A 26970-nucleotide genomic window follows, 5' to 3' on the forward strand; every position below is an offset into this window, starting at 1 on the left:
CTTTTCGGGGCGGCCCCGCCGACCGCCGCTCCAGCCGTACAGGCCTGGTGGGATGCCTGACAGTGCCGCGCTCCACCGTTGACAGTGCGGTACTCCGCCCGAGCGGAGGAGGGCCGGATGTATGACGAGATGCCCTTTGAGGAGTTGATCAGCAGCGCCGCCCAGAATGCCGGGGGGCGGCTGGGGTCGCTGCCCCTGGCGCAGATGGCCACCGGTTCCGACGGGTCGATCGTGCGCTGGAACCTGGCCGCGCAGGAACTTCTCGGCTACACCGCGCCGGAGGTCGTCGGGCGGCACATCGCGGATCTGCTGCACCCGGCAGCCGACCCCGGTCTTGGCCGGTCCCTGTGGGAGACGGCGGCCACCGGTCGGGGTGTGGTGGGAACGGTCACCGCATGGCATCGCGACGGGCATCCGATCGAACTGGAAATCTGGGCCGGTCCCGTCCCGGACCGACGCGAGGGTGCGTCGGCGGTGCAGGTCTTCGCCGCCGACGCACACGCCACCCGGCGCATCCGGGGATCGTCGGCCATATGGGACGGACTGTTCGCACGCTCACCGGTCGGCATCGCCATCATGGACACACAGCTGCGATTCCTGCAGGTCAATGCGGCACTGGAGGCCATGAACGGGCTGAGCGAGGCGGCCCACCTCGGTCGACGCCTCGCCGAGGTCCTCCCCGAGGTGAACGCCCCGGAGATGGAAGACGCGATGCGCCGGGCGCTCGAAAGGGGCGAGGCCGTCCGCGACCGGATCCGCACCGGCCGCACCCCTGCCGATCCCTACCACGACCACGTGTGGTCGTGTTCCTACGTGCGCCTGGAGGACCCCGCAGGCCGGTCGGTCGGTGTGATCGCCTCCGTGGTCGACATCACCGAGCAGGATCGCGCCCGGACCGAGGTGGAAGCGGCCCGCCGCCGCCTCGCCCTCCTCAGTCAGGCCAGCGCTCGCATCGGCGCCAGTCTCGATCTCGAGCGCACGGCCCAGGAGCTGGCCGATCTCGCCGTGCCGTACCTCGCCGACACCGTGACCGTCGACGTGCTGGACGCCCTCGCACGCGGCGACGAACCGGGCGCCGGTCTCGCCGGCGGGGTGGACCTGCGGCGCCTGGGCAAAGCACCGCTCACGGGCTCCGCCGTCAGCAACCTGCTGGCCCCGCTCGGCAGAACCCTCGCCTTCCCCCCGGCCGCCCCGTACACCCACCCCCTGGTGGCCCGGCAGTCCCACCTGATCACCCGCCTCGAAGAGCGGATCGGCCTCGGCGCCCGCTACTCGCCCAAACCCGCGCAGCTGCACGCTGCGGGCGTCCGCTCCCTGATGATGGTCCCGCTCATCGCCCGAGAACTGGTCATCGGTGTCGCCACCTTCTACCGCACACGCACCGCCGAGCCCTACGGCCGCGACGACCTGACCCTCGCCGGCGAACTGTGCGCCCGAGCCGCCGTCAGTATCGACAATGCACGCCTGTACCGCCACGAACACGACACAGCGGTCATCCTCCAGCGCAGCATGCTGCCGCAGCACATCACCCCGCCCCCGGACATGGAGACGGCTCACCGGTACCTGCCCGCGAGCGACCTCAACGAAGTCGGCGGCGACTGGTACGACGTCCTGCAACTGCCCGGAGGGAAGGCGGCCCTCCTGATGGGGGACGTCATGGGCCACGGCATAGCGGCCGCAGCCGTCATGGGGCGCCTGTCCGCCAGCGTCCGGGCTCTCGCCCGCCTCGACATGTCTCCCATCGCGCTGCTGCGCCAATTGGAAGCCACCCTCGCCGACCTCGCCGAGCCGATGCTCGCGACCTTCCTCTACCTGGTGTGCGACCCCGCCACCGGACACTGCACCGTCACCCGCGCCGGACATCCGCCCCCGGTCGCGGCGGAACCCGGCGGGAACGCCTATGTGGTCGACACTCCGGCCGGGGTCCCCCTCGGCGTCGGCGGCATCGACTTCACCACCACCGACATCACCCTGCCCCGAGGCAGTGTCCTTGCCCTCTACACCGACGGCCTCATCGAGACCCGCAGCCGCGACATCGACGACCGTCTGAACGAGCTGACCCGCCTGCTCAGTCATCCGCGAGGATCCCTGAGCCACCTGTGCGACTCCCTCATCACCCACCTGGTGCCCACATCCGCCGACGACGACATCGCCCTGCTCCTCGCCCGCATCGGCTTCACCGGCACGTAGGAGAGCACCCCCCGGCCGTTCGCGTCGCCGCACCTGTCGATGCCGAGGGCGGCGCGCCGGACGTCGGGCCTGCGCGGGCGCCCGGGAGGCAGTCCGGAGCACGGAGCCGCCGCCCGGACCGGTCGGGCGGCGAGTCCGCCGACCGCAGCGGGGCACCCACCGGTCAGGGAAACCGGTCTCGGACGACGCGGAAGCCCGCGGTGGCGGGGTAACGGTGGTCGCGGTGGAACGTCAAGTGGTCCCAGGTGGGGAAGGCCAGGTCGGTCACGGCCAGGAGCAGGCCCGAGGGGGCGTGGACGGTGCGCCGCACGGTCAGCCCGCAGGCGGGTCCGGATGCGCCGCCGGACGCGTATGCGGTGGCAGCGGCGGAGAGGGGGGCCGGTGCGGGCGGGTGCGTGGTGCGGGTCACGGTGATGGTCTCGGCGACCCGGCCGCCCGCCGCTGCTTGCTCCAGCCAGTCCTGGAGGGAGGCCAGGTCCTGGTCCCGGGCCTGACCCGCCCGGCTCCGGCAGGCGGCCAGCTCCGGGCTGCGTGCGACGACGCCGGGGTTGAAGTAGGTGACGGCGTGCCGGAGGGTCTCGCCTGCCGGGCCGCGCTCGCGGTGGTGGTGCACGAGGGTGCGGTCCCCGCCGGCCATCCCCAGGAGGAGGGCGAGGGAGGGCGGGACGGTGACCACGGTGACCCAGTCGCGCGTGAGGGCGGGCCGCCGGGGCGCGGGCCGCAGGGCGACCGGATCGACGGCGGTGGGGCCGGCGGCGGTGGGGTCGACCGCGGTGGGGCCGACGTCCGTCGGGAGGGCCGGGCGGGAGCCGCGGCGCCCCGTCACCACCAGGCCGTCCTCACGCAGGTGCTGGAGTGCGGCCCTGATGGTCTGCCGGTTCACCTGGTAGCGGGCGGCCAGACTCCGTTCGGAGGGCAGTTTTCCGCCGGGGATGCGCGCTGCGCGGTCGAGTTCGCCGCGCAGCGCCGCGGCGATCCGCTGGTACTTGGGCATGGCGGCCGGGCCGCCGCCCCGCGAAGGGGAGGGCATGGCTTCTCCTCTGACGGGTGGTCAAGGGCTGCGCGGTGCCCGACCAACCTAGCATTGGTCTATACCTTTGGGTGAGAGCGGAGCGCGGTACGCCGCCCACCTTGGCCGGTTCCCGACCCCGGGGCCGGACGAGGGACGGCCCTCACCGCTCCCGCAGCGGATTCGGCAGCGGGCGGTAGCGGGCGTCCGCACCGTCGGCCCGGGTCCAGCGCAGCAGCAGGTTGGTCTTCGCGGGCAGGGTCGGGGCCGCGAGGAGCGCGGCGATCTCGGGCAGCCCGCGCAGGGAGTCGTAGCGCAGCAGCTCCTCCCGTACGGCGGGCCAGAGCAGCGACGAGATGTCCGGATACCGATCGGCGAGCGCACCCGCGAGCTCCGAGAGGTGGTTGACGACCAGGCAGTACACCAGCCGCTGCCAGCCGTCCGCCCGCGGCAGGTCCGGCAGGAGCTTGACGCCCTCGGCGTCCCGGAAGAGGGCCTGCACGGGCAGGCCCGCCGCGTCGACCGCCACCAGGGTGTTCTGGAGGTGGGCCTCCAGGACGACGCCGTGCCGGGCGAAGAGTTCGAGTACCGGCGGCACGACCCGCCGCAGGTACGCCCGCCACCAGGCGACCGGGTCGGCAGCGGCGGCCGGCAGGCCCTCGGGGCCGCCCTCGGCGAGCGCGGCGGCCAGCAGCGGCGTGGCCCCGGGCGCGGTGTGGGCGCGCAGGCCGTCGCGGACCAGGACGGCGAGTTCCTCGAAGGCGAAGGCGGCGGTGCGGTAGCCGCGGTCGGAGAGCCAGGCCGCGTCCGAGCCGGTCCGGCGCAGCGCGGCGAAGCCCGCCGCGACGGCCGCGTCGGTGCGGCGCAGCTTCAGCAGGTCGTGCCGCCACAGCCGGCGCACGTCGTTGGTGATCCGCACGTCGAGGCTGAACTTCACGAAGAGGTCGGCCGTCGCGTCCGGCACGTGGAGGGTCCGGATGGACGCGGTGGGCCAGACCGGCCGGCGGCTCTCGCCGAGCCGCAGCAGTCGCCCGTCGGCGAACGCCTCCCGCACCTCGGGGTGGTCACCCACCAGGTCGAGCTGCCAGGGGTGGGCCGGCAGCAGCCGATAGCCGGCCGGCGGGCGCGGCCCGTCGAGCAGCCCCGCGAGGGAGTCGATGCTCTCGGAGACGGCCGGTCCGCCCTCCTCGACGCACTGGTCCTCGCGCAGCCCCAGGAAGACCAGCGGGAAACGGGCGTGCGCCTCGGGCGCGTACGGCAGCCAGCTCCCGGCCGGCGCCCCGCCCCGGGCCTTGGGAGCGGGGTGGTGCGGGTGGCCCGTCACCAGGGACTGCTCGGAGAGCACGTAGGGGTCGGCCGGGGGTTCGGCGGCGGCGCGGGCGGTCAGCAGCGCGAGGAGCGCGTCGCGGCTGTCGGTCATCTCGACGGGGAGTTCGTCGTTGCTGACGCCGGTGAACCGGCGGAGTTCGTCGGACACGAGTTTGACCAGCTCGGTGTGGCTGAGCGGGTGCCAGCCGCCGGCCGTCCGCAGTTCGGGACGGATGGGGCGGCGGCCTCCGTGCACGCGGAGCAGCCGCCCGCTCCCCCGCAGCCGGTGCACGGACACGGCCGCGCCTGCGGGCCCCGCTCCGGTCCGGGTCGTGGGGGCGGCCGCGCCGGTGGGGGCGGCCGCGTCCTCGGGGTCGGGAGCGCACGCGCGGTCCTCCGCACCCTCGGGGTCGGTCGTACCCGCCGGTTCGGCCGCCTCCCGGAGCAGGCAGTTCAGGAGCGGTGCGGCGGCGTAGGCGTCGGCGGCGGCGTTGAGGTCCACTGGTTCCATTCGGTCCATCCGGTGGGCCGGTGCTCCGCCAAGCGGAACGACCAGCCATGATCGTCGGTATCCGCAATGATTACTTGATCATCCCGTGAAGCGACATTCCGAAGGCGGAGCCCAGCATGCCCATTCCCTCCTCCGTGGCCGAAGAAGCCGTCGCCGCCGAACTGGCCACCGTACGGCCCGCCCTCGCACCCGCGTACGACGCCGCGCTGCGCGGTGCCCGCGCGGCCGTGCTCACCCGGCTGTGGCGGGCCCTGGCCTTCGAGCCCCTGCCGTGGGTGGTGGGCCGGGAGACGGGGCCGGACGGCCTGGTGCTGCTGCTGACGGGGGGACGCCGGTTGGAGGGCCCGCCACCGGACCCGTACGCGACCGCACCGTACGTGGACCGGCTGCTGCTGGACGGCAGGGCCCACCGCGGGGCAGGAGAGCTCGTCCGAGCGCTGCGCGTCCCCCACGGGGAGGACTTCGCAGCCGAACTGGACTCCAGTACGGCGTCGCTCGCGCTGTCCCGCGCCGGGCAGCCGCCCGCCGGCGGGGAGCGCGCGGCGCGGACCGTCCGGGAGTGGGAGCAGCGGGTGGTGGACGGCCATCCGTACCATCCCAACTGCCGCTCGCGGCCCGGTTTCTCGGTCGCGGAGCAGCTGGCCTACGCGCCCGAGCACCGACCGGTGGTGGACCTCGGCCTGGTCTCCGTACGGGCCGGGGAATGCCTGGTCACCGGGGACTGGCCGGAGCGGCTGCGGGACGCCGGCGGACGCGTCCTGCTTCCCGTGCACCCGTGGCAGGCCGCGCACGTACTGAAGCACGAGCGGGTGGCGGCCGGGTTCTCGGCGCATCCGCTGATGGCCCTGCGGACGCTGGCGCCGGTCGACGGCGGGCCGCACGTGAAGACGGCGCTGAACGCCCGGCTGACCTCCTCGGTCCGGGACATCTCGGTCTACTCCGTCGAGACGGCGGCGGCCCTGTCCGCTTTCGCCGAGGGCCTGGCCAAGCGGCTCGACGGGCGTCTGCACATCACCCGTACGCTGGGTGCGGCGACCGCGCACAGTCCCGACCTCGCGGCCGTGCTGCGCGAGCCGCCGGAGGCGTACGCCGACGCGGCCGCCGGTGAGCAGGTGCTGCCGGTGGCGGCCCTGGCCTGCTACCCACCGGCCCGGTCGGCGGCCTGGCGGGCCCGCTTCGCCCGCCTCGCCCTGTCCGTGTGCCTGCGCGTGCTGGAGCTCGGCGTGGCCCTGGAGGCCCACGGGCAGAACCTCCTCGTCGTCCTCTCCCCCGACGGCGAGCCCCTGCGGCTGGTCTACCGCGACCTGGCGGACATCCGGATCAGCCCGGACCGGCTGCGGGCGCACGGGCTGCCGGTGCCCCCGCTGTCGGGCAGGCTGGTCACCGACGACGTGACCGTGCTGCGCCGCAAGCTCTTCGGGTCCCTGCTGACGGGGGCCCTCGGTGCCACGGCGGGCTCGGCCGGAGCCTTCGCCGAGGCGTTCGCGGAGGCCACCGCGCTGCCGGCCACCGCCGACACCGCGTCACTGCTGACCCGGCCGCTGCCGACCAAGGCCCTCACCCTCATGCGGCTGAGCCCGGCGGTCCCGGGCGACCAGTGGACGGAACTACCCAATCCGCTGAGCGGAGGATGATCCGGGCCGCCGGGCGGGCTACTGTTCAGGGGCATGACAGCCTCCTCGTACCTCAACTCCGTACGGGCGTCCTACGACGCCGTCGCCGTCGCCTCCGCGCGGCAGCTCGGCACGGAACTGGCCGGGAAGCCGCTGGACCGGGCCATGCTGGCCGCCTTCGCGGAATGCGTGCGCGGTGCGGAGGGCGGCGGCGGAGCCGTCGCCGACCTGGGCTGCGGGCCGGGACGGGTGACGGCGCACCTGGGCGGGCTGGGCGTACGGGCCTTCGGCGTGGACCTGTCGCCCGCGATGGTGGCGGTGGCCCGCCGGACGTATCCGGGGCTGCGGTTCGAGGTCGGCTCGATGGCCGCGCTGGACGTGGCCGACGCGGTACTGGGCGGGGTCCTCGCCTGGTACTCCACCCTGCACACGCCGCCTGCGCAACAACCCGCTCTCTACCGGGAGTTCGCCCGCGTGCTGGCCCCGGGCGGTCACGCACTGGTCGCCTTCGAGGCGGGTGACGAGCGGGTACGGCTGGAGCAGGCGTACGGGCTTCCCGTCGACCTCGACGTGTACCGGATGCCGCCCGACCGGATCGCCGCCCTGCTGGCCGGAGCCGGCCTGACCGAGGTGGCCCGCCTGCTCCGCGGACCGGCCCCCCACGAGCACGGCCCGCAGGGCTTCCTGCTGGCCCGCAAGGCCTGACGCCACGGCCGGGCCGGAGTGAGGACCGTCGGCCGAACGACCCCGCCGCGTCGTGGCACAGCCGGATCGGTCGCCGAGGCACCGGGCTGTCCGCGCCCTTACCGGTTCCGCGGCCGGTGCCTGTATTCGTCCCATGGCCACTCGTGACCCGGACCCGCTGGCGGGAGTTGTGTCGAGGACAGCAGCGGGTGAGCGGCTGGTGTTCCTGCCGAGCCGCTTGCGCGAGTCGGGTGTCGCGCTCGGCTCCAGCGTCCTGGTCCCCCTGTGCATCGCGGCCCCCCTCCTGCTGGCGTTCCTGTTCGTCGCCGTGCTCACGGAGTCCGCAGTGGCGTGGGCCCTCGTCCGGGTCGTCCTCGGGTTGGCCGTCCTCGCCGTGGTCGGGCTCGCCGTGGGCTCGCTGTGGGTGGTGGCGGCCACGCAGATCCGATGGATCGAGTTCCGGCCCCACGAGGACACGACGCGCCTCGTGATCGCGCACTTCCTGCGGTCGTCGGCCATTGCGGTGGCCGATCTGGAGCGCGTCGCCGTCGTCGAGCGGTTCCGACTCGGGCGGCGCACGTCGATCAAAGTGGTGCTGCAACGCCGCGGAGGGACGCTCGACTGCGAGCCCGCCCTCCGCGCCCCGCTGTCCCTGGTCGACAGGGAGCTGCTGCTCGACTGGTTGACGGGCCGGTTGGGTCCCTCGCGGGTGGGAGTGGAGTACCGCAAGGAGATCGACCGGACCTCTCCACCGCCGTCCGAGTGGTGGACGCAGTCGGACCTCGCCGCCCTGTGGCAGGTGCCCGCCGCCGCGGTCGACGACATCGCCGATCGCCACGCCGTCCGCAGGCACTCGTACACGCCCCGGGCTGCCTCGACGTCCACGGCGACGGTCTACGACCCCACCCGGGCGCACGAAGTCGCCGACGAGCTCCGCAGGGCACGCACCCTCCGCCCCCCGAGGCCGGCGGCGCGGAGACCGCTCCCGGCGTGTGAACGGGGCTGTTCCGGCTGAGCCCGCCGGCTCGGGGACGCCCATGCGGACGGGGGCGGCATGCGCACGTGCGACTCCAGCGTGCTTCCGGGCAGCGCGGTGGTCCGCCCGAAGGCGTCGTACGCGGTGCCGGCGCCGGTGAGCCGGTCGGCGCTGTCGTAGGTGTGGGTCACCGACGACGGCACCGAGTCGCTGATCCGGTGGGGCCGAAGCCGCTCCCGTTCTGCATCTGTCAGGTCACCCCGCCCCGTGACCACTTGGACGACTGGGCCATGGAGTAGTCACGTGATCAGCTGGACAGCGGCAACCGTGCGCGGCCCGCGAGCCAGACGGCGATCCGCTCCTGCAACTCGCGGTCGGAGCTGTCCCTCCGGGACGCGAACCATTCCAACTGCCGCAGGACGTTCTCCGAACGGTCCGGGTGACCCACCGCGACTACGTCGATGCCCCTCTCACCCGTCGAGCAACAGAGGTACACGCTGCTGTCGAGCGCCATCATGCCAAAACCCGGGTGGCCCGCGTGGATGCCGAGGAACGCCGAGGCCGCACCCCGGCCCATGATGTCCCAGCGCTCCAGGAGCCGCACTTTGGTCCATACCGCCGGTGCGGCGCGGCTGCCCCTGTGCAAGTCCCGCAAGAAGGCACCGTGTGTACGGGTGCCCTCCGGAAGCAGGACGAGGAACTCGCGCCGCTGGTCGAAAAGACCCAGGGAAACGGCCAGGTCGTACCAGTCCTCGTTGAGACGCTCGACAAGCCGTGGGGTCTCGTACCGGTGAGAGAAGCCACCGACGATGTCCTCGGGACCGTATCCGTACACGAACGGCATCGTGCCGTCCGGCGCGGCGTTCGGGATCACCTCGAGGCCGGCCCGCCGCAGCGGCCGATACATCTTGCGTTCGCGCTCCTGGATACCCACAGGTCAGTGTTCTATCGCGCGCCGAAATGACCCTGGTCAGCGCCCCCGGGTTCCCGCCCTCCCGGACGGACCGGTGCTCGGATCAGCCGGGGTTCGGCCGGAGAGGTCCCCAGCCAGGAGTGAGGGCTGATGGTGTCGACCTGGTGGCTGGTGAACTCGGGAGTGCGGCGCAGGTACTGCGTGCGTACGGCCTCCCGGCCGGCGCGACCTCGGCCGCCAACGGCGGTCCCCACCGCGATGCACCCTCTGCGGCTCGCGCGGCCGTATCAGCGGTGCGGTCGTCGCCCCTCTCTTGCCCTCTGGCCCGCGTCTGCCCTGACGACACCGGATCGGTCGACCGTACGCGCAGGAACCGCAGCCTCGGCCCCGATCGCGAGAGAACCATCTTCTGCTCGGCGAGCACGGTCTCCCGGCGGGCGAAGACACAGATCGACACGGGTTATCGTGCAGCCATGAAGGTGGAGTCGGCAGTCGCGGCACTGATCGAAGAGGCGGAGCAGCCGGGTAGGGAGCAGGCGTGGGACCTCACGCCGGGCAACCGGGACCTGGCGCTGGCAACGGCGGCCGGCCTCAGCACGGCCATCGGCGACGCGCACCATCAGCAGGCCCTGCCGGACATCCAACGGCTGGCGCATCTGCGCGAGGCCCTGGCTGCGCTGGCGATGGCGCTGGCCGGCACCCATGGCCGCCTCGCCTGGTTCCTCGCCGCATGCATCGAGGCGCTCTCGCCGGTCCTCCACTGGCGGGCTCTGCCGGCGGACGACGGACCGGCCTTCCACACCACCTACCCGGCCCCGGGGCAGTTCGCCGACGCCGAGAACGCCGTTCGAGAGATGGCCGCCGCACTGACCCGTATCGCAGCGTAGGACAACGCCTGGCGGGGGCCGCACGGCCGCCGACGGCCCTTCAGGGACCGCTCCCGCACCAGCTGCCATTGGCCTCACCGGCTGAATCCCGCTCGCGCCCGGCATCTCTTGCGGTGGCGGGGGCAGGGGCTCCGCATGAGGTCCTCGTCGAGTGGTCCGGGTCTCCCGGCCGGAATGAGCTGTCGGCAGGCCAGGGAGCGGGCCCAGCGCGTGCTGGCCGACTGCGATGCGCCGTCGGCAGTGGTCACGGACGTGCTGACGGTGGTCAGCGAACTCGTCGCCAATGCCATCCGCCACGCGGGCGGCGTCACCGGTTTCGACGTCCACCACCGGGCCGGCCGGATCACCATCGAGGTGTCCGACCACTCCCTGCGCCTGCCCCATGCGCGGCCGCACGCGCCGAGCACGCCCGGCCGCTTCGGATGGCGCCTGGTCAAGGCCCTCGCGCCGACGGTGTTCATCCGCTTCCGCCGCGGCGGGAAAACCGTCACCGCCGCCCTGCCCCTCCACGCCCCGCACCCCTGACCCGACGATGCCGTGCAGCAGACCCCGCGGAACCCGGCTCGCTCAACAGCCTCGCAATGGGGCTGCTGAGTCCGGACCTGACCACCTGCTGCCACCACGCACGCGGCAACAGGTGAGAGGGGCGGGGGGCCACTCCAGGCGGGGGCCTGCGTCGTCCCCGGTGTACTGGTAGGCCCAGCAGGTCACGGCCGCCGAGTCCGGATCACCGATGCGCCTCAAAGCGGCCCGCACCCACAGCTCGGACGGCAGCACCCGGTCCAGGCTCACCGACTCGGTGTGCCCGCCCTGCGCCATGCGGGCGGCACGCAGGTGTACGGCCTTCCCCTCGAACTGCAGGCGCCGCAGCACCGCCCCCTCCACCTGCCGCGCGTCCCTCCAGAGACGGGAGCAGCAGGGGCCCGGTACGGGGCCCATCCCCCGCGCCGGTGCTGCTGGATGCGGGTGGAATCGAGGGCGGCCACGCCCACCTTCCCCGACTGGCAGACGGCGTGTGTCATGACGTACACGTGGGCCGGAACCGCGGACACGCGTCTCGTTCTGCGTGGCCGGCACACGCACGGTGTGCGGCGTGGTGGCGCTCAGGGTTGCAGGCGTGCTCTCCAAGGGTGGGGGCGGGGACACGAGAGAAGAGCCCGCATGGACTCCCGCATCCCGCGGTTGCGACGCAAGCTGGCACCCATTCCCTACACGCGCAACCGAAGCCACTCCTTCGGCGAGGAGCGGCACGCATTTCGCCTCGGCCCCCGCCTCACCAAAGGTCGGGCAGACGCCTTTCAGGCCGAGCACGACATGGAACTCCCGCAGCCATATCGAGACTGGCTCACTCACATGGGCGGCAGTGGTGCGTCTCCGTACTACGGACTGATCCCGTTGCAGGACTGCACGCTCTTCACGATGAACTCCAGAGACGCCAGTACGGGCTCAAGAGGATTCAGCCGAGCCCATCGCCCCACCCGCCGTGGTGACCTGTTCCTGCATCGAACGCGGCTGCAGCGATCTCGTCCTCATGGGCATGACCGGCCCTCTCACCGGGCGCATGCTCATCGGCATCGCGGACGGCTTCTGGGGCCCGGACGTCTCCCCAGCCCCGGACTTTCTCGCCTGGTATGAACGATGGCTCAACCCCATGGCTGCCGGACAAGACAACCGGGCTCTGGAGCTCACCTCACCCCAGCTCGTGGTGACCACTCCACAGAACCTGAGCCAGAACCCGAGAGATGGCAGCACTCAATGCAGGCGAGGGCTGTACGGAGTCGTAATCGGGGCAGTGCCCCCTCGCGCCTGTCGCCTATCGTGCTGTCGTGACCAGCTCTCTGCGTCGTCCCCTACTGTTCCTTGATGTCGACGGACCGCTCATACCATTCGGCGCACAATCGGAGCCGTATCCGACTTATGCGACAGGTCTCGCTGCGAGCCGACGCGAATCCGCTCCTGACCAGGATCAATCCTGAGCACGGGCCCAAGCTGGCCGCCCTTCCGTGCGAGGTGGTCTGGGCCACGACATGGATGGATGACGCGAACGAGTGCATTGCTCCGTTGATCGGTCTGCGTCAGCTGGCCGTGGTGGTCTGGCCAGAGCCGGTCGATACCGATGAGCAAGACGAACGCGACGGCTTGCACTGGAAAACCCGTGCCCTGGTCGAATGGGCGGCGGGGCGGCCGTTCGTCTGGGTCGATGACGAGATCACCGACACGGACCGGGCCTGGGTCGCCGCCCACCATTCGGGACACGCACTGCTCCACCGAGTCGATGCCCGCCTCGGTATGACTGACAGCGACTATGCGGCTCTCGACCTGTGGCTGCGACAGCCGTCCGGGTCGGAAGAGATCGGGCAACCTGCACGGTGACGGCCCGGCGCCCGGAGGGCCGCGGGCCATCGGGCGGGAACGAGGAGTGATCAGCCGGCCATCCTCGCCCGGCTCAGCCCAGCACCTGGGCGACCGCCGAACGGAGATTGTCGTAGTGGACCTGCTTGCCGGGACGCCGCCCAACGTCCGGAGCGCCTGCACAGGCCCTTCGAAGAAGGCTCCTGCCCGCAGGAGGCGCTCACACGGTGGACGGCCTTGCCCGCGCAGGACAGGCGGAAGGTGAACAGGCAGCAGTTGAACAGTTCGTCGGCGAGCCGCCAGGGCGCATCGCCGAAGTCGACCTCAGCCTCCATGCCGGGCTGATGGGTCTGCCGCACGAACGCCTCGCCGGCCGCGGACCGGATCGGCCGGCACCAACGGCTTGATCCGGTCCCACATCGCATCAGTGATCACCAGCCGGACGGGCGTATCCGATCCACCGAAAACGAATCACGGGGACACGTTCTCGCCCAGATACCGGGCCACCGCCTCCTCGATCCCCGCCGCGTCCGCACCCTCCGCCGCCCAGGCCACGTATCCGTCGGGCCGTACCAGGACGGTCGTCCGGCGGTCGCCCGCCCAGCGCTCCACGGTGAGCCACCCCTCACGGACACCGGGGCCTTCGTACGTCCCGGGAGTGATCAGCACGAACCGGCCGCCGCGCAGAGAATCGTAGAGCCGGCCGTCCTTCAGGGCGACGTCGGGGACGCGGGTGCCGGTGAGGCGGTGGGCGCCGCGGGGGGCGGGGTAGGCGTAGCCGATCCCGGTGATCTGCCCCAGGGCCTTGCGTTGGACGGGCGGGGCCATGTCGACGAATGCGGAGACAAGGGCGCGGGCTGCACGCAGCAGCGGATTCCGCGCGCGGGCCAGCCGGACCAGTCCGCCACTGCTGCGGAGCACCGCCTTGCCGACCGGGTGGCGCTCGGCCTCGTAGCTGTCGAGGAGCCCTTCGGGCGCCCGGCCCCGGACGACCGCGGCGAGCTTCCAGCTCAGGTTGGCGGCGTCCTGGAGGCCGGTGTTCATGCCCTGCCCGCCGGCCGGGGAGTGGATGTGCGCGGCGTCCCCGGCGAGGAAGACCCGCCCGACCCGGTAGTGCGGCGCCTGGCGCTCGTCACTGTGGAACCGGGAGAGCCAGCGGGCGTCGTGCATACCGTAGTCGGCGCCCAGGGCACGACGGGTGATCTCCTTGACCTCGTCGAGGTCGAGCGGGGCGTCGTCGGAGACCTCGTTGCGGCGGTTCCATCCCATGACCCGGTACCAGCCGTCGCCGAAGGAGGCGATCATCGCGAAGGCGTCGCCGCGCCCGTTGACGGTGAGGACGCCCTCGGGCTTCTCGGCCAGCCGGACATCGGCCAGGATCAGCGACTTGATGACGGAGACGCCGGGGAAATCCAGGCCGATCGCCTCCCGCACGGCGCTCCGGTGGCCGTCGGCGCCGACGACATAGGCCGCCCGGCGGGTGACGACCGACCCGTCCGCGCCGCGCACGTCGAGGTCGACCCCCTCGTCGTCCTGCCGCAGCCCCACGACCTCGCTCTCGTACGCGAACTCGACCCCGGCCTCCCGGGCCCGCCGCTCCAGGAGCCGCTCGACCTCGTACTGCGGGGTGATGAGCAGGAACGGGAAACGCGAGGGCAGCGTGCTCAGATCGAGGGAGAGGCGGCGGAAGAGCCGCAGGCCGGTGATGGTGTCCCCGGTGGTGAGGAGCTCGTCGGCGAGGCCGCGGGCGTCGAGCTGCTCCAGTGTGCGGGCGTGCACCCCGAAGGCGCGGGAGAGGTTACTGATCTTGCGCGGCCGCTTCTCGACGAGGGTCACGGTGACGCCGGCTGTGGCGAGGTCACCGGCGAGGAGGAGGCCGGTGGGGCCGGAGCCGACAACGATCACGGTGCGGTGGGTGGCGGTGCCGTTCATGGTGGCCTCCTGTTGCCAACGCTTGCATTGTCGTCGTCTATCGCCAACAGATGTTGGCCAACGCTCGTTGACGACGATAGCGAGGCGCTGAGCCCGGCGTCAACAGTCGTTGGCAAACACCTGTTGGCCAACAGTTGTTGACCTACGTCCGTTGGCCTACGCTTGTTGGCATGAACGGCAGCGACAACACCTCCCCGGTTCCCGGCAACGGCACCCCCCGCCGCTCCGACGCCACGCGCGGCGCGATCCTCGCGGCGGCCCGCGAGCGCTTCGCGACCGACGGCTACGAGCGAGCCACCATCCGCGCCATCGCCAAGGACGCGAACATCGATCCGTCGATGGTGATGCGGTACTACCGCAACAAGGAAGGCCTCTTCGCGGCGGCCGTCGCCATCGACCTACGGCTTCCGGACGTGAGCGGGGCGGACCGTCGGCAGGCCGCGGGACGGATCCTCGTCGAGCACTTCCTCGACATGTGGGAGGACAACGAGGTCCTCACCGCCCTGCTGCGGGTCGGCGTGACCAACCAGGCCGGGGCTGAGCGCATGCAGGGCATCCTGCGGGACCAGCTTCTGCCGGTCGCCCGGCAGGTGTGCCCCGACCCCGAGCAGGTCCCGGCACGGGCGGCACTCATGGCGTCGCAGCTCCTGGGGCTGGCGCTCACGCGGTACGTGCTGCGGATGCCGCCGGCGGTGGGGCTGGCGCGGGCGGAGATCGTGGCATGGCTGGCACCGACGATCCAGCGGTACCTGACCGCACCGCATCCCTGAGGCTTGCCGGGCACTCGTATGCGCCGGAGCCAGGGGCCGGTAGGGCGCTGGAAGGCCGCCAGGAATCAGACTCGCCAGGCGCTCGAGAAATTTGGGCCCATGAGGCCGGCCGAGCGCCGAGAAAGCCGCCGAGCCCCTGACACGCCTGGCGGTCCCCCACCTCGCTCTCGCTCAACACAGTGCAGAGAACGTCCAGCTCCAGCCGCCTTGCACTGCTCGATGCAGCCGGCCGTTCCGGTCCCGCCCGCCAGCCACAGCAGAACAGGCCCGCGGGCGATCACGGCGCGCGTTCCCGCGTTGATGGCCGCTCCGGCGAGCAGCGCGTCGGGGTGACGCGGTAGTCGAACCGCAGGGGGCCATGCCGCCGGGACAGGGCGCCAGGGCGGCATTCCAGGAGCGGGCGGTCGCGGGAACCGAGCGGCCGGGTGACGCCCCGGGCGGGACAACAGCCGGCGGCCCGAGCGGAACAGCGGGCGGTGGCCCGGGCGGCGCAGGCGGACTGCTCAACGGTGCCCGAGGCGGTGATTTGAAGCAGTTCCAGGAGTATGTGCGGCCGCGAGGGCGCCCGGGACCTTCTCGCACAACCCCTCGACACCCGCGCGCGAGCCCCTGGGTGCGATACCGGCGCTCATCCCTCCATGGTCACCGCCACCACCGACACCCCCTTCCGCGCCGCCCCTTACGCGCGGCAGTGCAGGCCGTCACCCGGTGAGGCAACGCCCCCACGGGCCCGTCAGGCAGGACCCCCGGGCGGCAAGCGTCCGGGGCCTACGCAGGACGGGGAGCCAGCGGCGGCCCCAGGACTCTGTGTCGACGGCGCGGCCGTGGTTGTCGCCCAGGGTGGCGATGTCCGAGCGGTTGTCCCGGACGAAGTCGCGGCGGTCCTGGAGCAGTTCGTTGCGGAGCGACAGCGACGGCAACCGTGACCGCCCCGGCTCGGCGCCGTCGGCCAGAAGTAGCCCTGCCGCCTGAGTCGTTGCCTGGGCGGGGCAATGGCCTGCATGCGGACCAGACCGCCTACGGAGCCGCACTCCTGCCGCACGAGCGTCCGTATATCACGCAATAGTTCGATATAGAAGTAATTTGAGCGAAAGTCGGACCATCGGGTGGCCGATTATGGGAGGCTGCTGCGCGCGGCGGCGCACCAACGCGCGCAGCCGTCACTGGGGAGGTCACATGCGTGGATCACTGTTGCGGAAGTGCCGGGCCGTGCTGGCGGGCTCGTTCATGGCGCTGGGGGTCGTCGGCCTGAGCGCCGCCCCGGCCAGCGCCTGGTCCGGCGGGAACGTCTGGGTCAACTTCGGCAGCTGGAACTGTCCGGCGGGCGGATCGGTCGTCGGCGTCTACTGGGCCGTGGACGCCTACTCGAGCGGTCCGGCCGGCGGCGACTGGGGCGACAACGTCATCTACCCCCGCGTGCGAGTGGGGTCGGGGGCGTACAACACCCTGAGCTACCAGACGATGTGCAAGAAGTGGGGCTGGTACACCTACCGCGGTGTGGTGTCCCAGCGCACCCTGACCCCGTACAAGTCGGGCCTGAGTTACACCTACTGACCGGGGAGCACGGACCGGCGGCGGCGCCCCCCTTCCGGGAGGGCGCCGCCGCTCTGTCGTTCAGCGCCTCAGGGTCGGGGGTAAAGGACAGGACGGCGGCAGTGATCATCTCACCCGTGCCGTCGACGCCGATCTCATGAAGCGTTTGTGGGCGGTCTGCAACGGCCCGAGCTCGGCGGGCCGGCCCCGCCGGGGCGAGTTGGTGCGGTATTTCCACGCCATACCCCGGCCGTGCTCAACCCATCGACCAGTTCGGCCCCGGCCCGCAACGACGGATCCAGCTTCCCGTCCGCCGCCTACGCCGGCCTCGCCCCAGCGACCCGCAGCTCGGGCTCCTCGATCCACGGCGAGCAACCATCCCGACGCGGAAACGAGCAGCTCACACAGGCCTTCTCCCACTCCGCGTCCGCCGCGCCGACCGACCCGACATCCCGCGCCCACTACGACGAAGCCGTGACGGCACCACGTGAGTTCTCGCGGGCCGGACTGCGCCCGGTGGCGAGGCGTTTCCGCCCCTCGGGCACGGGCAGGACCGCCAGTGCGGTGTCTGCAATGGTCCGCAGCGTCTCCGGGTCCAGGCCGGCCTTGCCCACCGCCTCGATACCGCGGACCACCGTCAACAGAAGGGCCGCAACCGCTCCGGATCCGCAGTGCTGTCGATGTCGCCGTGGCGCTGGGCGGCGCTGATCTCCGTCCGCAGCAGGGTCAGCAGTGCCGTCATGGTCTCGGCCGACCGTTGGGCAACCGTCGGATCATGCTGGGCCAGTTCCGCTGCACCCTTGGCCAGCAGGCACCCGCGGCGCTCGGTGTCTGAGGCGGTGTTCTCCGCCATGAGGTGCACGTATCTCGACAGCCGGGCGAAGGCCTCTGCGTCCGGGCCGCCTGCCAACTGCCCTCCGGCCACCTCCAGGACTGCGGTGCACCAGTAGGTCGCCGTGATCACCGGCGGGACCAGCGGGATCGGGCTGGCCATCGCCCACCGCTTCGTCCGGGAGGGTGCGAGGGTCTTCGTGACCGGCAGGGACATCGACCGCCTCAAGGCGGCCGTCGAAGAGATCGGCCCTGCGGCCACCGGCGTACGATCCGACGTCTCGGTCCTGGCCGACCTGGACGCGCTCTACGCGCGAGTCCGTGAGGAGGCCGGGCGCATTGATGTACTGGTGGCCAACGCGGGCATCGTCGCGGACGCCGCGCTCGGCGCCCACACCGAGGCGAACGTCGACCTGACGCTCGCGGTGAACGTCAAGGGCCCGCTGTTCACCGTTCAGAAGGCGCTCCCCCTGCTGGCGGAGAACGCCTCCATCCTGGTCGTCGGCTCAAGCAACAGTGTGCGGCCCAATGAGCAACTCGAGGTCTACAGCGCCTCGAAGGCGGCGCTGAGCAACCTCGTGCACAACTGGGCCCGGCAGTCGCGGGAGCGCCGATTCCGGGTCAACGTGCTCAGCCCGGGACCCACGCGGACCCCCGGCCTGCTGGGCGCCGCGGGGCCGGACGTCGAGCAGTTCGCCGAGACCGTCGTGCCCCTGGGGCGGTTGGCCGACGCCGAGGAAATCGCCGAAGCCGCCCTCTTCCTGGCTTCGGACGCCTCCTCGTTCGTCACCGGCGCCGAACTCTTCGCAGACGGCGGCTACACCCGGGCCTGAGCCACGGCCGGGGGTGCGCACCCGGTTCCGCTGAGCGACGGGGCGCACTCCCGGCCGCCTCCCTGCGTCGCGCGAAGCCCAGGTGTCGGCCCGGTGTCAGCGTCGGCTGCTGACAGCGCCGTCCGGTCAAGGTTCGGCGTCCATGTCCACCGGTCGGTGTCCGGGTCGGCGGAGGTGGTCCGGTCGGTGGCCGCCCCGACCCTCGGGTGTACCGGTCACTCGGCGGTGCTGCGGGAGCAGTGCTGTTGAGGGAGGGCCGGGGGCGCGAAGAGTGCCCGGACGGTCCCGGCGGCCGTTTCACGCAGCCAGGTGTGGGCGCGGTCCTCGTCGTAGCGACGGTGCCACAGCAGGTACAGCGGGACGTCGGGCAGCGCCAGCGGCGGCTGCAGCGTGACCAGGCCGAGTCGGTCGCGAGCCGTGCGGGTGACGGCGTCGGGGACGGTGACGACCAGGTCGGTATCGAGGGCCAGTTGGAGGGCGAAGGCAGTGGTGGGTCCGGCGGCGACCACACGTCGTTCGAGGCATCGTGCGGTCAGGGCGTCGTCGATCTGATCGCGCAGGCGTCCGCGCCGGGAGACGGTGAGGTGCTCGGCGGCCGCGTAGCGCTCCGGATTCAGGGCGCCTTCGGTGAGCGGGTGGCCCGGCCGGACGGCGATGACCAGCCGGTCCCTGCCGACGAGGTGGTGGTGGATGTCCGGGAGCGTCGGAGCACCGGCACTCGATTCGAGCCGGTCATCACCACCGCCGGCCGCGGAGTGAGTTCCGGTTCAGGCGAGGTCGAAGGCACGACGGGCGCGTTCCACCTCGGGCATGTGTGTCGCGACCCACTCCAGGAGCACCTCGACCGGCTGCCTCATGGTCTTTCCCAGAGGGGTGATCCGGTACTCGACGGCGACGGGGCGGGAACTGAGGAGCACGCGCTCCACGATGCCGTTGCGTTCCAGCCGGCGCAGCGTGGCGGTGAGCGACTTCTGGGTCACCGCGGGGATCGCACGGCGCAGGTCGTTGAAGCGGCAGGGCTGTTCGCAGAGTTCGTTGAGGACGCTCAGCGACCACTTGTCGAGCACTTGGTCGAGGAACTCCCGGTGGGGGTGCTCGATCCTGAGCTCGCCGTCGTGGCTGTGCGTGGTAACCGGCACGATACCTGGTCTCCTTGAAGTGTCCTTCGTCTACCAGGTAGCAAAGGTATACCGAGTTGGTCGAAGTGAGGAGCCCTCCATGTCCGTCCGCCGTTTCACACCCGAAGGCATGATGCAGCCCACCCCCTACGAGCATGTGGCCGTGGGCACGGGAAGCCGTCACGTGCATGTCAGCGGCCAGGTCGCCCGGTCGGCAGACGGGTCTCCCCTCGCCCCGGGAGACCTCGCCGGACAGGTCGCGCACGCGCTGCGGAACACCGGGAAGGGCCTCGCAGGGGCGGGTGCGTCGTTCGCCGACGTCCTGAGGCTCACCTTCTACGTCACGGACTGGGCGCCCGAGAAGATCGACGCGTTCATGGAAGGGGTCGGGCAGGTGGCGGAGGAGATCGGGTTGACGGTGCCGCTTCCACCCTCCTCGCTGATCGGAGTCGACTACCTGTTCGAGTCCGACGTCCTGGTCGAGGTGGAGGCGACCGCGATCCTCGATTGAGTCGGCCCTGAGTTGCAGGATTGAGACGTCAGACATCTCGGTCGACTGATCCGAGCGATGTCGTCGCGCGGAGCCCGCGAGCTCCGCAAAATCATGGAAGAGCTCGACGCCTTCATGGGGCCGCCCGACCCAGTGCCAGACCGCCGAAGATGAGGAACAAGCGCAGTACCTGTTCCCCGAACCTGGACCGTGCGCCTGGTGCAAGGAGCGCTGGGCTTTGGTGAGCGCTGTAGGTGGCCCCGGTCAACGCGTGCCGGAGCCACCTTGCTTCGAAGGTGAGAGCCGAGCATGCACAGAAAGGATCGTGGCTTGTCCAGCGACCGTCTCATGCGCATTCACAGCGCCGAGTTCCAGGCCATGGCCGACAGGGTCCTACGGGTCACCGGCCTCACCTCCCGCCTGAACGTCCTGCCTTTCGAGGACGAAGCGGGCAAGGCGGAGCTGTTCGAACAGATCCTCGGCAAGCCCCTGCCGCCGAGAACCACGATCTATCCGCCCTTCTACACGGACCACGGCCTGAACCTCCACCTCGCTGATCGCGTCTTCATCAACCAGAACTGCACGTTTTTGGACTACGCGGGCATCCGGCTCGGCGAGCGCGTGATGATCGGACCGAAGGTCACGTTCATCACCAGCGGCCACCCCGTCGATCCCGGGGAGCGGCGGCTGTACCTCACCGGTGCACCCATCGATGTAGCGGAGAATGTGTGGATCGGTGCCGGTGCCACGATCCTCCCCGGCGTCAGCATTGGTCGTGACGCCGTGGTCGCAGCCGGCGCGGTAGTAGCCGATGACGTTCCACCCGCAAGCCTGGTGACTGGCAGCAAGGCAACGGTTCACCGACAGTGGTGACCACCCTCTCGGAACCCGCGTCGTACCTGCCGGGCGCCGTATCGCGCGTCCGACCACCGGAACAGCCCGCGCCCGATCCTGTGGTGCCCGGCGCCCGGGGTCCTACCAGGTCCAGCGGAAGCCCGCCGCCGCATGTTCCAGTGCCAGGACGAAGCGGTGGACCGAGCCCTCCGGGGACATGGCCACCGGCGCTTCACCGAGGACCGTGCCGTCCCGGTGGTGGTCCCAGACCGTCCACCAGACGCGTGCGGGCCGCAGTGACGGCGGGAACTCGACGACCAGGTCGACGTTGTCGGCCCGGGCGTGCGCGACCCTGCGGTACTCGGTCACCGGCTCGCGGAGCGGGGCGTAGACCACCTCGTACTCCAGTGAGGCGATCTGGCCGGTCGCCAGCGGTGCGGGGAAGGCCAGTTCCACGACCGGCGTGCTCCCCGGGACGTCCAGGCGGTCGCCGACGCGGGCACCGCGCAGCACCGCCACGTCGACGGCGCCGGGCGGAAGCCGGCAGGGGAACGAGGAGACCCCGTCCTCACAGGCCATGACCGCCCGCGTGGTGCGGTTGCGTTCCGGCACCGAGATGCCGCAGTACCTGCCGGTCCGCCAGCGCCACCGCACGGTCTCGGTGTTCGCGCGGCACCGCATCGGCCGTGACCCGCAGCGTGTCGGTCACCGCACCACCATCCGCCCCCGGCACCGCCGGCCCGGCCGGACCCGCCTGCTCTGCGTGGATGGCCGGTCGGCGCTCACCGCGGCGAACCGGGCAGGGTGGACGAGGGTGGTGTCGAGGACGTCGCCGCTCCCCCACGTCGCCGAGCACTTCGCCCCCGTCCACGGGTGCCCGGGCGTGGCCGCGGTGAGGTGCTCGGCGACCTGCCGGGCGGCGTCCGGGCGCAACGGTACGGTCCGGCCGACCGGGCGCAGACGGCCGTGAATGTGGCGGCGGCCGAGGATTCCGACGGGCCGGCCATCGAGCGGGTACCGCTCACGGCTGCTCGACGGCCGCACCCACGGCCGATCCGCACCGCCCACGCCGGTGGCGGGCACGGGTTGTACGGCCAGACAGACCACAGGGGAAAAATCGACCCACCTATGACTGCTTCGACAAGAATGATCCACAACGAGGAGGGGGAACTCCCATGACCGGACCCGACAACGGCATGTCCGTCACACACGAGTTGGAGTCGCACGATTGGTCCAACGAGGACACGGCTGCGTACGAGGCTGCAATCGAGGCGGTGAACGGTGCAGTCGGCGCCTACACCGCGCTGATCGCTGCCGAGGAAAGCAAGCCGGACCCCGCGCAGGAGGTCATCCAGAGCGCGCTGGCTGCGCAGGCCCGGATGGCTCGGGAACGCGAGGCGCTGCGTTCCACCGACCGTGAGCAGATCGCCGCCGCCCGGCAGCGCTACACAGAGCTGGCCTGCGAGATCCGGGAAGGCATCGCGTGATCGACCCGGCGGAGGCGGAGCAGCACTGGTTACCGGCGGAGGAGAACCGGGCGATCTTCCGGGACCGGATCGTTCCCCACCTGCTGGAACGGCGCGTGTCGCAGGAGACACCTACCGGAGGGAAGAACTGGCACGATGCGGGCCGTGAGGGATCCTTCGTGCGTGGAAAGCAGAGCGAGCACCGACGGATGGTCCCGACACTCCTTCGAAGAGGTCCGTGAGTGGGCGGATCGTGCGGGTGTTGATGGCGCGGAGATGGAGCACATCCGGGTGGTAGCGCTGTCCCGTGCGAACGACCAGCGTCTGCCCGCGGAGTTGCGGAAACAGTGGGCCAAGCTGTCGTTGCAGGTCAATGCCCGCATGCATGGCGACGGCCCGTGGGATCAGGCACGAATGGCCGCGCACAACTTCTGGCTCCGGACGCGGATGATCGAGGACCTTGGTCCGGACCCCGCCGACTCCGACTGGGATGCTGCTGCCATCGCCTCAGGCATCGTGAACGCGGTGGTTCTGACGCCCCAGCAGGCCCGTGGTCAGAGCGTTCGGTGGCAGGATCAGCCGAGCGAACAGATCGGACACCTGCGCCGTATCAAGAACATCACGGCTCCGTTCGAGCGGCTTCAGTACCACCTGCAGCCCGGTCCACTCCGTGACCTGGCCTTGGAGTGGCTGTCCGTCCGGAAGCACCTGCCCTGAACAGATCAGCCGCTGGCAGAGGTCGACGGGATGGGCGAGCACGCACAGGCAGTGCGCATGCACCGGCAGACCCTGGAGGACCGCACTCGCATCCTGGGCCCCGAGCACCCGGACACCCTTGCCAGTCGCCACAACCTCGCTCTCGCCCTGACCAGTACAGGTGAGCAGGCCGAGGCGATGGACCTGCTGCGCCGAACCCTCGATGACCGCGTCCGTATCCTGGGCGACGAGCACACGCACACCTTGAGCACCCGCAACGCGCTGGAGACAGCGCTGGCCATGTCCACCCAACGGCCACAGAGCCGGTGGTGGCACTGGCTGCGGCGCAGGAACGCCGCAGACTCGGTGATCAGGTGATTCCTCGAACCGTACTTGCCCCGGTCCACCGGCCCGCATCCCGCTGGGTGCCACCACACAGCGCCCGGGCACCAGCAGATCCCGCGGTGATCTGCTGGGCCCGTGGGCGATCAGGTACCGACGGCGGTCACGCCGAACATCAGGGTCCGGCGACTGACGTCGTAGTGCACGGTCGGTGTGCTGCGCAGGAGGTCCTGGAGGACGTCGGCGTCGTCGGCGTCGACGGTCAGCACCTCCTCCCAGGCTCCTTCGTCGAGTACGAGCTGCAGGGTGAGAGTGCCCGGGGCAGCGGGCTCACCGGCCACCCAGCTGAACTGGTAGTGGCTGAGCTGGCGCACCTTGATGCTGTCGTCCGTGACGGGCTGCGTCACCTTGGGCGGGGTGGCTCTGGCCATGGTCTGTCTCCTTGTGTGAATGACGTCGGCCGTGGTGGGCGGGGCGGATCGAACCGAGGTCGGCGAGCGGCTGCAGGGCAGCCTCCGGCACGGGGCCGAAGGGCAGGCCGGCCTGCAGCTTCAGCAGTGGCCCGCCATCGGGCCGTGGTGGCAGGCTCGGCGTACGGCGGCCATGCTTCTGCCGCCTGCCATGGCCAGGGGGGAGGCGGCGCGCCGTAGCATTCCCGCCTGCTGCTGCTCGGGGCGCTGCTGCTCTCCGTGCAGGGCGTTGAGTACGAGCACCCCGGCCGTCAGGGCCGGTACGGCCCACTGCAGCATCGCGAGGTGGCGCTGCGCCTGCTCCAACCCCACCGGGTGGTCGGCGGCAGCCTCTTGGTCCTCGGAGTCGGGGGACGAGGCCAGCTCGACCTTCTTGCCCAGGACCCGGCTGTAGGCGGTGGCGGCGAGCGCGGCTCCGGTGAGGACCGTCTTGGCGAGGGTGGAGGCACCGACGCCGCTCTGGTAGGCCACCCGGGCGCTGTTGGCACCGAGCAGGCCGGCTCCGCCGACCAGGTGGGCGCCGATGGCGGCCGCGTTCACCGGGGTCCAGGCGGCCCAGCCGGCGCTGGCGATCCGCGAGGCGAGAACCGACTCCTTCACGGCGTGACGTGCCGCTCCGTTGAGTCCGACGGCCCCCATGAGAGAGCCGCCGAACCAGGCCGCCAGACCGATGTCGTGCAGACTGCGCATGACCGTGTTGCGTTGAGACATCTGAGTCCTTCCAGACACACCCCCTGCGGGCGCAGGGCCGACTCAAGGCTCGGGGTGATCGACGGCGCCTGCCAGGCGGGGCGCGCACATGGACGAATCCGCTCCGTCCCGGCGTCGTCGCACTGCACATTTCGCCGTCGCGGGCGGCGGGACGATCCTCCCTGCTCACCGGCAGTCAGGGCCGGGCTGCTTCTCGCATCCGCCGACAGCTCAGGGGCTGCGCCACGTGGGCCGGGGCGCCGCCGGAGCAGGGCCGGAGTGACACCGCGGCCCCTCGCGGCGCCCAGCAGTCGCCGTGCCGTTCCGTTCCCCGTCGGCGGTGCTTGTCCACGCCGGACATGGGTGCGGCATGACCGGGCATCCGAGGCAGAGGCTCGGTATCCGACCGGGCCTCCGTGCCGCACGACGTTTCTTGGAGGGGTGAGAAGGTGAAGGGCTTCCGCAGCTTCATCCTGCGCGGCAATGTGGTCGACCTGGCCGTCGGCATCGTGATCGGGGCAGCGTTCACCGCCGTGGTGAACGGCTTCGTCGGGGCCTTCCTGACACCACTCGTCGGGCTGGCCACGGGGGCCACGGGTGACATGAGCCGAAAGGCCTTCACCGTCGGGGCCACCGAATTCCCTTACGGCGCCTTCATCAACGCGGCCATCAGCTTCGTCCTCCTCGCGAGCGCCCTCTACTTCCTGGTCGTCCTCCCGATCAACAAGCTCCACGAACGCCTCGCGCCCCACCAGGACGTCCAGGCCCCCAAACGGGACTGCCCCGAATGCCTCAGCCCCGTACCGGCTGCCGCCCGACGCTGCGCCTCCTGCACCGTCCCCCTGCCCGCCGTACCCGCCCAGGCAGGCGAGGCGACCCAGCGCGCCGGGTGACGGCCCCGGTGACCGGTGCGCCACCGGCCGCCCCCCGATGGGGCGCGCTGGGTCGATCAGAGGTGAGGGCGCCGGCCGGTCATGCCCAGCGCCGCGGGCTCATCCGGCGGCAGCCGAAGCAGGGAATCGTTCCCACACCCGGTGGGTCCCCAGCAGGTCGGTCAGCTGCCGCAGAGCACCAGGGCCGTCGTGGGCGATGACGACGCCGGCCTCGCCGTGGCGAATGCCGGCTGCTTCGAACAGGCGCTCGGCATCGTTCCAGCCCGCGATGGCCTTGCCGTGCCGGTACGCCTCGGCGAGCAGGGCCAGGATGCGGGGGTCGCCGGTGGCCGGCCTGGGGTCGCCGGCCTTGGCATCGCGGGCGCCGTAGGCGTCCGCGCCCGCTGCGGGCGTGCCGGCGAACAGCAGGGCGTCGAATTCCACCGAACGCGCGTTGGCGTAGGTGCGCTGCACCGTCACCGGGTGTCCCTCACCGCGCAGGTGTCCGCCCACCGGGCCGATCACGAGCGGCACCATCCCCGCGTCCAGGACGGCCTCGCGGACTGCGGCGATGCCCGCCAGGTCACCGGCCGCGTCGGTGACGATGCCGATGATCCGCCCGTCCGGGGGCCAGGTCTCGCCCATCTGCGACAGGCGCGGGCTGGGCCGGACGTCCGCGAGCGGCTCGGTTGCCGCCGGTGCCGGCAGCCCCAGGCCGGCGGCGACCTGGGCGCACAGTTCGCTGTCGATGTTGGCCAGCACGGCCAATGTGCGTTCCTTGATGGCCTGCTCGTAGCACTTGGACAGCTCGAAGGTGTAGGCGGCGATGATGTGCTCGCGTTCCACGGCGCTCATGCTGAGCCAGAACAGGCGGGGCTGGGAGAAGTGGTCGGCGAAGGAGGCCGGGGCTTCACGGACCTTGTGTCCGGCCGGGACCTCAACGGGCACCTCGATGAACGCACCGGTGTCGGCCCCGGCGAAGAAGGGGCAGCCGCCGTCGAGGCTGTTGGGCTTGTACGGCGCCGTGCCACGGTGCACGGCCGTCTGGTGCATGCCGTCCCGCAGCATGTCGTTGACGGGGGCGTGGGTGCGGTTGATCGGCAGCTGGGGGAAGTTGGGGCCGCCGAGCCGGCTGATCTGCGTGTCGAGGTAGGAGAAGTTCCGCCCGGCCAGAAGCGGGTCGTCGGTGGCGTCGATGCCGGGCACCAGGTGGCCGGTGTGGAAGGCGACCTGTTCCACTTCGGCGAAGAAGTTCGAAGGGTTGGCGTTGAGCGTCAGCAACCCGACCGGCTTCACCGGCGCGAGCTCCTCCGGGACGATCTTCGTGGGGTCGAGGAGGTCGATGCCCTCGAAAGTCTGCTCCGGAGTGTCCGGGAAGACCTGGATGCCCAGTTCCCACTGCGGGTACGCGCCGGACTCGATCGCGTCGAACAGGTCGCGGCGGTGGAAGTCGGGATCCACCCCCGCGAGGATCTGGGCCTCCTCCCAGACCAGGGAGTGCACGCCCAGCTTGGGCTTCCAGTGGAACTTCACCAACGTGGTGACGTCCTGGGCGTTGACGAGGCGGAAGGTGTGGACGCCGAAGCCCTCCATCATGCGGTAGGAGCGGGGGATGCCGCGGTCGGACATGTTCCAGAGGGTGTGGTGGGT

Annotated in this window: 30 protein-coding genes and 4 pseudogenes; 19 read left to right on the forward strand and 15 right to left on the reverse strand. The window is 71.4% G+C overall.

The window, feature by feature from the left end; genetic code table 11:
- The first annotated feature begins 117 nt into the window (after positions 1 to 117).
- Complete coding sequence (locus IF89_RS0105740) at positions 118 to 2190, forward strand: SpoIIE family protein phosphatase (protein WP_030762117.1); 2073 nt, start codon at positions 118 to 120, stop codon at positions 2188 to 2190.
- 163 nt (positions 2191 to 2353) lie between these two features.
- Here IF89_RS0105740 and IF89_RS40645 read toward each other — a convergent pair whose 3' ends face one another.
- Positions 2354 to 3220, reverse strand: coding sequence for a GntR family transcriptional regulator (locus tag IF89_RS40645; protein ID WP_051806824.1), 867 nt, complete (start codon positions 3218 to 3220; stop codon positions 2354 to 2356).
- A 142-nt stretch (positions 3221 to 3362) separates the two neighbouring features.
- Positions 3363 to 5027: an IucA/IucC family protein gene (locus IF89_RS0105750; protein ID WP_030762122.1), complete on the reverse strand. Its 1665-nt coding sequence runs from the start codon at positions 5025 to 5027 to the stop codon at positions 3363 to 3365.
- Positions 5028 to 5134: 107 nt separating this feature from the next.
- On the opposite strand from IF89_RS0105750, the gene IF89_RS0105755 reads away from it, so the two are divergent.
- The 3 genes from IF89_RS0105755 to IF89_RS0105765 all read left to right on the forward strand — a co-directional run bounded on the left by IF89_RS0105755 (position 5135) and on the right by IF89_RS0105765 (position 8330).
- On the forward strand, positions 5135 to 6652 hold the full coding sequence (locus IF89_RS0105755; RefSeq protein WP_030762125.1) for an IucA/IucC family protein: 1518 nt from the start codon (positions 5135 to 5137) through the stop codon (positions 6650 to 6652).
- A gap of 33 nt (positions 6653 to 6685) precedes the next feature.
- On the forward strand, positions 6686 to 7336 hold the full coding sequence (locus tag IF89_RS0105760) for a class I SAM-dependent methyltransferase (protein WP_030762128.1): 651 nt from the start codon (positions 6686 to 6688) through the stop codon (positions 7334 to 7336).
- Between the two features lie 133 nt (positions 7337 to 7469).
- Positions 7470 to 8330: a hypothetical protein gene (locus IF89_RS0105765; protein ID WP_158717810.1), complete on the forward strand. Its 861-nt coding sequence runs from the start codon at positions 7470 to 7472 to the stop codon at positions 8328 to 8330.
- A gap of 268 nt (positions 8331 to 8598) precedes the next feature.
- Here the strand turns inward: IF89_RS0105765 and IF89_RS0105770 are convergent, their stop codons facing one another.
- The gene (locus IF89_RS0105770) at positions 8599 to 9225 is read right to left on the reverse strand and encodes a hypothetical protein (protein WP_234327663.1); all 627 of its coding nucleotides are present in this window, start codon (positions 9223 to 9225) and stop codon (positions 8599 to 8601) included.
- A 452-nt stretch (positions 9226 to 9677) separates the two neighbouring features.
- Here IF89_RS0105770 and IF89_RS0105775 point away from each other — a divergent pair, with 452 nt between their 5' ends.
- The 5 genes and pseudogenes from IF89_RS0105775 (at position 9678) to IF89_RS45840 (ending at position 12850) form a co-directional block, all read left to right on the forward strand.
- The gene (locus IF89_RS0105775; protein WP_030762137.1) at positions 9678 to 10091 is read left to right on the forward strand and encodes a hypothetical protein; all 414 of its coding nucleotides are present in this window, start codon (positions 9678 to 9680) and stop codon (positions 10089 to 10091) included.
- Positions 10092 to 10265: 174 nt separating this feature from the next.
- On the forward strand, positions 10266 to 10616 hold the full coding sequence (locus IF89_RS0105780) for an ATP-binding protein (RefSeq protein ID WP_051806825.1): 351 nt from the start codon (positions 10266 to 10268) through the stop codon (positions 10614 to 10616).
- Positions 10617 to 11252: 636 nt separating this feature from the next.
- Positions 11253 to 11793 (forward strand): annotated as a pseudogene (locus IF89_RS47480) (SMI1/KNR4 family protein); the annotation flags it as partial.
- Between the two features lie 124 nt (positions 11794 to 11917).
- A pseudogene (locus tag IF89_RS37735) lies at positions 11918 to 12464 on the forward strand (HAD domain-containing protein).
- A gap of 206 nt (positions 12465 to 12670) precedes the next feature.
- The gene (locus IF89_RS45840) at positions 12671 to 12850 is read left to right on the forward strand and encodes a hypothetical protein (RefSeq protein WP_158717811.1); all 180 of its coding nucleotides are present in this window, start codon (positions 12671 to 12673) and stop codon (positions 12848 to 12850) included.
- A gap of 64 nt (positions 12851 to 12914) precedes the next feature.
- On the opposite strand, the gene IF89_RS0105795 is transcribed toward IF89_RS45840, so the two are convergent.
- Positions 12915 to 14375, reverse strand: a complete 1461-nt coding sequence (locus tag IF89_RS0105795) for an FAD-dependent monooxygenase (RefSeq protein WP_043193043.1) — start codon at positions 14373 to 14375, stop codon at positions 12915 to 12917.
- Positions 14376 to 14545: 170 nt separating this feature from the next.
- Between IF89_RS0105795 and IF89_RS0105800 the strand changes: the two genes are divergently transcribed.
- The gene (locus tag IF89_RS0105800; protein ID WP_030762148.1) at positions 14546 to 15145 is read left to right on the forward strand and encodes a TetR/AcrR family transcriptional regulator; all 600 of its coding nucleotides are present in this window, start codon (positions 14546 to 14548) and stop codon (positions 15143 to 15145) included.
- A 701-nt stretch (positions 15146 to 15846) separates the two neighbouring features.
- On the opposite strand, the gene IF89_RS0105805 is transcribed toward IF89_RS0105800, so the two are convergent.
- Positions 15847 to 16065, reverse strand: coding sequence for a hypothetical protein (locus IF89_RS0105805; protein WP_030762151.1), 219 nt, complete (start codon positions 16063 to 16065; stop codon positions 15847 to 15849).
- 256 nt (positions 16066 to 16321) lie between these two features.
- On the opposite strand from IF89_RS0105805, the gene IF89_RS0105810 reads away from it, so the two are divergent.
- Together IF89_RS0105810 and IF89_RS49590 are read left to right on the forward strand one after the other, a co-directional pair.
- Positions 16322 to 16699, forward strand: coding sequence for a hypothetical protein (locus IF89_RS0105810; protein WP_158717812.1), 378 nt, complete (start codon positions 16322 to 16324; stop codon positions 16697 to 16699).
- Between the two features lie 231 nt (positions 16700 to 16930).
- Positions 16931 to 17083, forward strand: a pseudogene (locus tag IF89_RS49590) (transposase); the annotation flags it as partial.
- A 56-nt stretch (positions 17084 to 17139) separates the two neighbouring features.
- Here IF89_RS49590 and IF89_RS49595 read toward each other — a convergent pair.
- On the reverse strand, positions 17140 to 17313 hold the full coding sequence (locus IF89_RS49595) for a hypothetical protein (RefSeq protein WP_420706881.1): 174 nt from the start codon (positions 17311 to 17313) through the stop codon (positions 17140 to 17142).
- A 2-nt stretch (positions 17314 to 17315) separates the two neighbouring features.
- A complete protein-coding gene (locus IF89_RS47495; RefSeq protein WP_234327664.1) occupies positions 17316 to 17672 on the reverse strand; it encodes a TetR family transcriptional regulator C-terminal domain-containing protein in 357 nt (118 codons plus the stop codon).
- Here IF89_RS47495 and IF89_RS0105820 point away from each other — a divergent pair.
- The gene (locus tag IF89_RS0105820; protein WP_030762157.1) at positions 17635 to 18342 is read left to right on the forward strand and encodes an SDR family NAD(P)-dependent oxidoreductase; all 708 of its coding nucleotides are present in this window, start codon (positions 17635 to 17637) and stop codon (positions 18340 to 18342) included. The genes IF89_RS47495 and IF89_RS0105820 overlap by 38 nt on opposite strands.
- Before the next feature lie 215 nt (positions 18343 to 18557).
- On the opposite strand, the pseudogene IF89_RS0105825 reads toward IF89_RS0105820, so the two are convergent.
- Positions 18558 to 19043: pseudogene (locus IF89_RS0105825) on the reverse strand (LysR substrate-binding domain-containing protein); the annotation flags it as partial.
- A 66-nt stretch (positions 19044 to 19109) separates the two neighbouring features.
- A complete protein-coding gene (locus IF89_RS0105830; protein WP_030762163.1) occupies positions 19110 to 19481 on the reverse strand; it encodes a winged helix-turn-helix transcriptional regulator in 372 nt (123 codons plus the stop codon).
- Between the two features lie 79 nt (positions 19482 to 19560).
- On the opposite strand from IF89_RS0105830, the gene IF89_RS0105835 reads away from it, so the two are divergent.
- Positions 19561 to 19971 (forward strand): RidA family protein, encoded by a 411-nt coding sequence (locus tag IF89_RS0105835; RefSeq protein ID WP_030762166.1) that lies wholly within the window; start codon positions 19561 to 19563, stop codon positions 19969 to 19971.
- A 309-nt stretch (positions 19972 to 20280) separates the two neighbouring features.
- A complete protein-coding gene (locus tag IF89_RS0105840; RefSeq protein ID WP_030762168.1) occupies positions 20281 to 20823 on the forward strand; it encodes a DapH/DapD/GlmU-related protein in 543 nt (180 codons plus the stop codon).
- Positions 20824 to 20925: 102 nt separating this feature from the next.
- Here the strand turns inward: IF89_RS0105840 and IF89_RS0105845 are convergent, their stop codons facing one another.
- The 3 genes from IF89_RS0105845 to IF89_RS0105850 are packed head-to-tail and all read right to left on the reverse strand — an operon-like array spanning position 20926 to position 21867.
- Positions 20926 to 21363, reverse strand: coding sequence for a hypothetical protein (locus IF89_RS0105845; RefSeq protein WP_158717813.1), 438 nt, complete (start codon positions 21361 to 21363; stop codon positions 20926 to 20928).
- Positions 21353 to 21493: a hypothetical protein gene (locus tag IF89_RS45845; protein WP_158717814.1), complete on the reverse strand. Its 141-nt coding sequence runs from the start codon at positions 21491 to 21493 to the stop codon at positions 21353 to 21355. Before IF89_RS45845 ends, IF89_RS0105845 begins: the two co-directional genes overlap by 11 nt.
- Positions 21490 to 21867 carry a hypothetical protein gene (locus IF89_RS0105850; RefSeq protein WP_158717815.1) on the reverse strand — a complete coding sequence of 126 codons (378 nt, stop codon included), beginning with the start codon at positions 21865 to 21867 and terminating at the stop codon, positions 21490 to 21492. Before IF89_RS0105850 ends, IF89_RS45845 begins: the two co-directional genes overlap by 4 nt.
- Before the next feature lie 92 nt (positions 21868 to 21959).
- Here IF89_RS0105850 and IF89_RS0105855 point away from each other — a divergent pair, with 92 nt between their 5' ends.
- The 3 genes from IF89_RS0105855 (at position 21960) to IF89_RS0105865 (ending at position 23324) form a co-directional block, all read left to right on the forward strand.
- Positions 21960 to 22271 (forward strand): hypothetical protein, encoded by a 312-nt coding sequence (locus IF89_RS0105855; RefSeq protein WP_051806826.1) that lies wholly within the window; start codon positions 21960 to 21962, stop codon positions 22269 to 22271.
- Between the two features lie 162 nt (positions 22272 to 22433).
- Entirely contained in the window at positions 22434 to 22967 is a 534-nt protein-coding gene (locus tag IF89_RS0105860; RefSeq protein WP_063831254.1) for a hypothetical protein, read from the forward strand.
- 30 nt (positions 22968 to 22997) lie between these two features.
- Positions 22998 to 23324, forward strand: coding sequence for a tetratricopeptide repeat protein (locus tag IF89_RS0105865; RefSeq protein ID WP_030762180.1), 327 nt, complete (start codon positions 22998 to 23000; stop codon positions 23322 to 23324).
- A gap of 110 nt (positions 23325 to 23434) precedes the next feature.
- Here the strand turns inward: IF89_RS0105865 and IF89_RS0105870 are convergent, their stop codons facing one another.
- Entirely contained in the window at positions 23435 to 23719 is a 285-nt protein-coding gene (locus IF89_RS0105870; RefSeq protein WP_030762183.1) for a hypothetical protein, read from the reverse strand.
- A 120-nt stretch (positions 23720 to 23839) separates the two neighbouring features.
- A complete protein-coding gene (locus tag IF89_RS0105875) occupies positions 23840 to 24469 on the reverse strand; it encodes a hypothetical protein (RefSeq protein WP_051806827.1) in 630 nt (209 codons plus the stop codon).
- Between the two features lie 428 nt (positions 24470 to 24897).
- Between IF89_RS0105875 and mscL the strand changes: the two genes are divergently transcribed.
- Entirely contained in the window at positions 24898 to 25341 is a 444-nt protein-coding gene (gene mscL / locus IF89_RS0105880) for a large conductance mechanosensitive channel protein MscL (protein ID WP_030762189.1), read from the forward strand.
- 99 nt (positions 25342 to 25440) lie between these two features.
- Here the strand turns inward: mscL and IF89_RS0105885 are convergent.
- Positions 25441 to 26970 (reverse strand): catalase (locus IF89_RS0105885; RefSeq protein WP_030762192.1); only part of this gene is annotated, 1530 nt, incomplete at its 5' end.

The sequence above is a fragment of the Streptomyces sp. NRRL F-2664 genome (genome assembly GCF_000719345.1).
GTDB lineage: Bacteria > Actinomycetota > Actinomycetes > Streptomycetales > Streptomycetaceae > Streptomyces.

What these genes read in the sequence shown, in the direction of transcription:
- IF89_RS0105760 (WP_030762128.1), top strand. Translation starts at nt 6,686, where the DNA reads ATGACAGCCTCCTCGTACCTCAACTCCGTACGGGCGTCCTACGACGCC.
- IF89_RS0105870 (WP_030762183.1), bottom strand. Translation starts at nt 23,719, where the DNA reads ATGGCCAGAGCCACCCCGCCCAAGGTGACGCAGCCCGTCACGGACGAC.
- IF89_RS0105765 (WP_158717810.1), top strand. Translation starts at nt 7,470, where the DNA reads ATGGCCACTCGTGACCCGGACCCGCTGGCGGGAGTTGTGTCGAGGACA.
- IF89_RS0105775 (WP_030762137.1), top strand. Translation starts at nt 9,678, where the DNA reads ATGAAGGTGGAGTCGGCAGTCGCGGCACTGATCGAAGAGGCGGAGCAG.
- IF89_RS0105855 (WP_051806826.1), top strand. Translation starts at nt 21,960, where the DNA reads ATGACCGGACCCGACAACGGCATGTCCGTCACACACGAGTTGGAGTCG.
- IF89_RS0105865 (WP_030762180.1), top strand. Translation starts at nt 22,998, where the DNA reads ATGGGCGAGCACGCACAGGCAGTGCGCATGCACCGGCAGACCCTGGAG.
- IF89_RS47495 (WP_234327664.1), bottom strand. Translation starts at nt 17,672, where the DNA reads ATGGCCAGCCCGATCCCGCTGGTCCCGCCGGTGATCACGGCGACCTAC.
- IF89_RS0105845 (WP_158717813.1), bottom strand. Translation starts at nt 21,363, where the DNA reads ATGGCCTGTGAGGACGGGGTCTCCTCGTTCCCCTGCCGGCTTCCGCCC.
- IF89_RS0105795 (WP_043193043.1), bottom strand. Translation starts at nt 14,375, where the DNA reads ATGAACGGCACCGCCACCCACCGCACCGTGATCGTTGTCGGCTCCGGC.
- IF89_RS0105750 (WP_030762122.1), bottom strand. Translation starts at nt 5,027, where the DNA reads ATGGACCGAATGGAACCAGTGGACCTCAACGCCGCCGCCGACGCCTAC.
- IF89_RS0105875 (WP_051806827.1), bottom strand. Translation starts at nt 24,469, where the DNA reads ATGTCTCAACGCAACACGGTCATGCGCAGTCTGCACGACATCGGTCTG.
- IF89_RS0105780 (WP_051806825.1), top strand. Translation starts at nt 10,266, where the DNA reads ATGAGCTGTCGGCAGGCCAGGGAGCGGGCCCAGCGCGTGCTGGCCGAC.
- IF89_RS0105740 (WP_030762117.1), top strand. Translation starts at nt 118, where the DNA reads ATGTATGACGAGATGCCCTTTGAGGAGTTGATCAGCAGCGCCGCCCAG.
- IF89_RS40645 (WP_051806824.1), bottom strand. Translation starts at nt 3,220, where the DNA reads ATGCCCTCCCCTTCGCGGGGCGGCGGCCCGGCCGCCATGCCCAAGTAC.
- IF89_RS0105800 (WP_030762148.1), top strand. Translation starts at nt 14,546, where the DNA reads ATGAACGGCAGCGACAACACCTCCCCGGTTCCCGGCAACGGCACCCCC.
- IF89_RS0105810 (WP_158717812.1), top strand. Translation starts at nt 16,322, where the DNA reads ATGCGTGGATCACTGTTGCGGAAGTGCCGGGCCGTGCTGGCGGGCTCG.
- IF89_RS0105835 (WP_030762166.1), top strand. Translation starts at nt 19,561, where the DNA reads ATGTCCGTCCGCCGTTTCACACCCGAAGGCATGATGCAGCCCACCCCC.
- IF89_RS0105755 (WP_030762125.1), top strand. Translation starts at nt 5,135, where the DNA reads ATGCCCATTCCCTCCTCCGTGGCCGAAGAAGCCGTCGCCGCCGAACTG.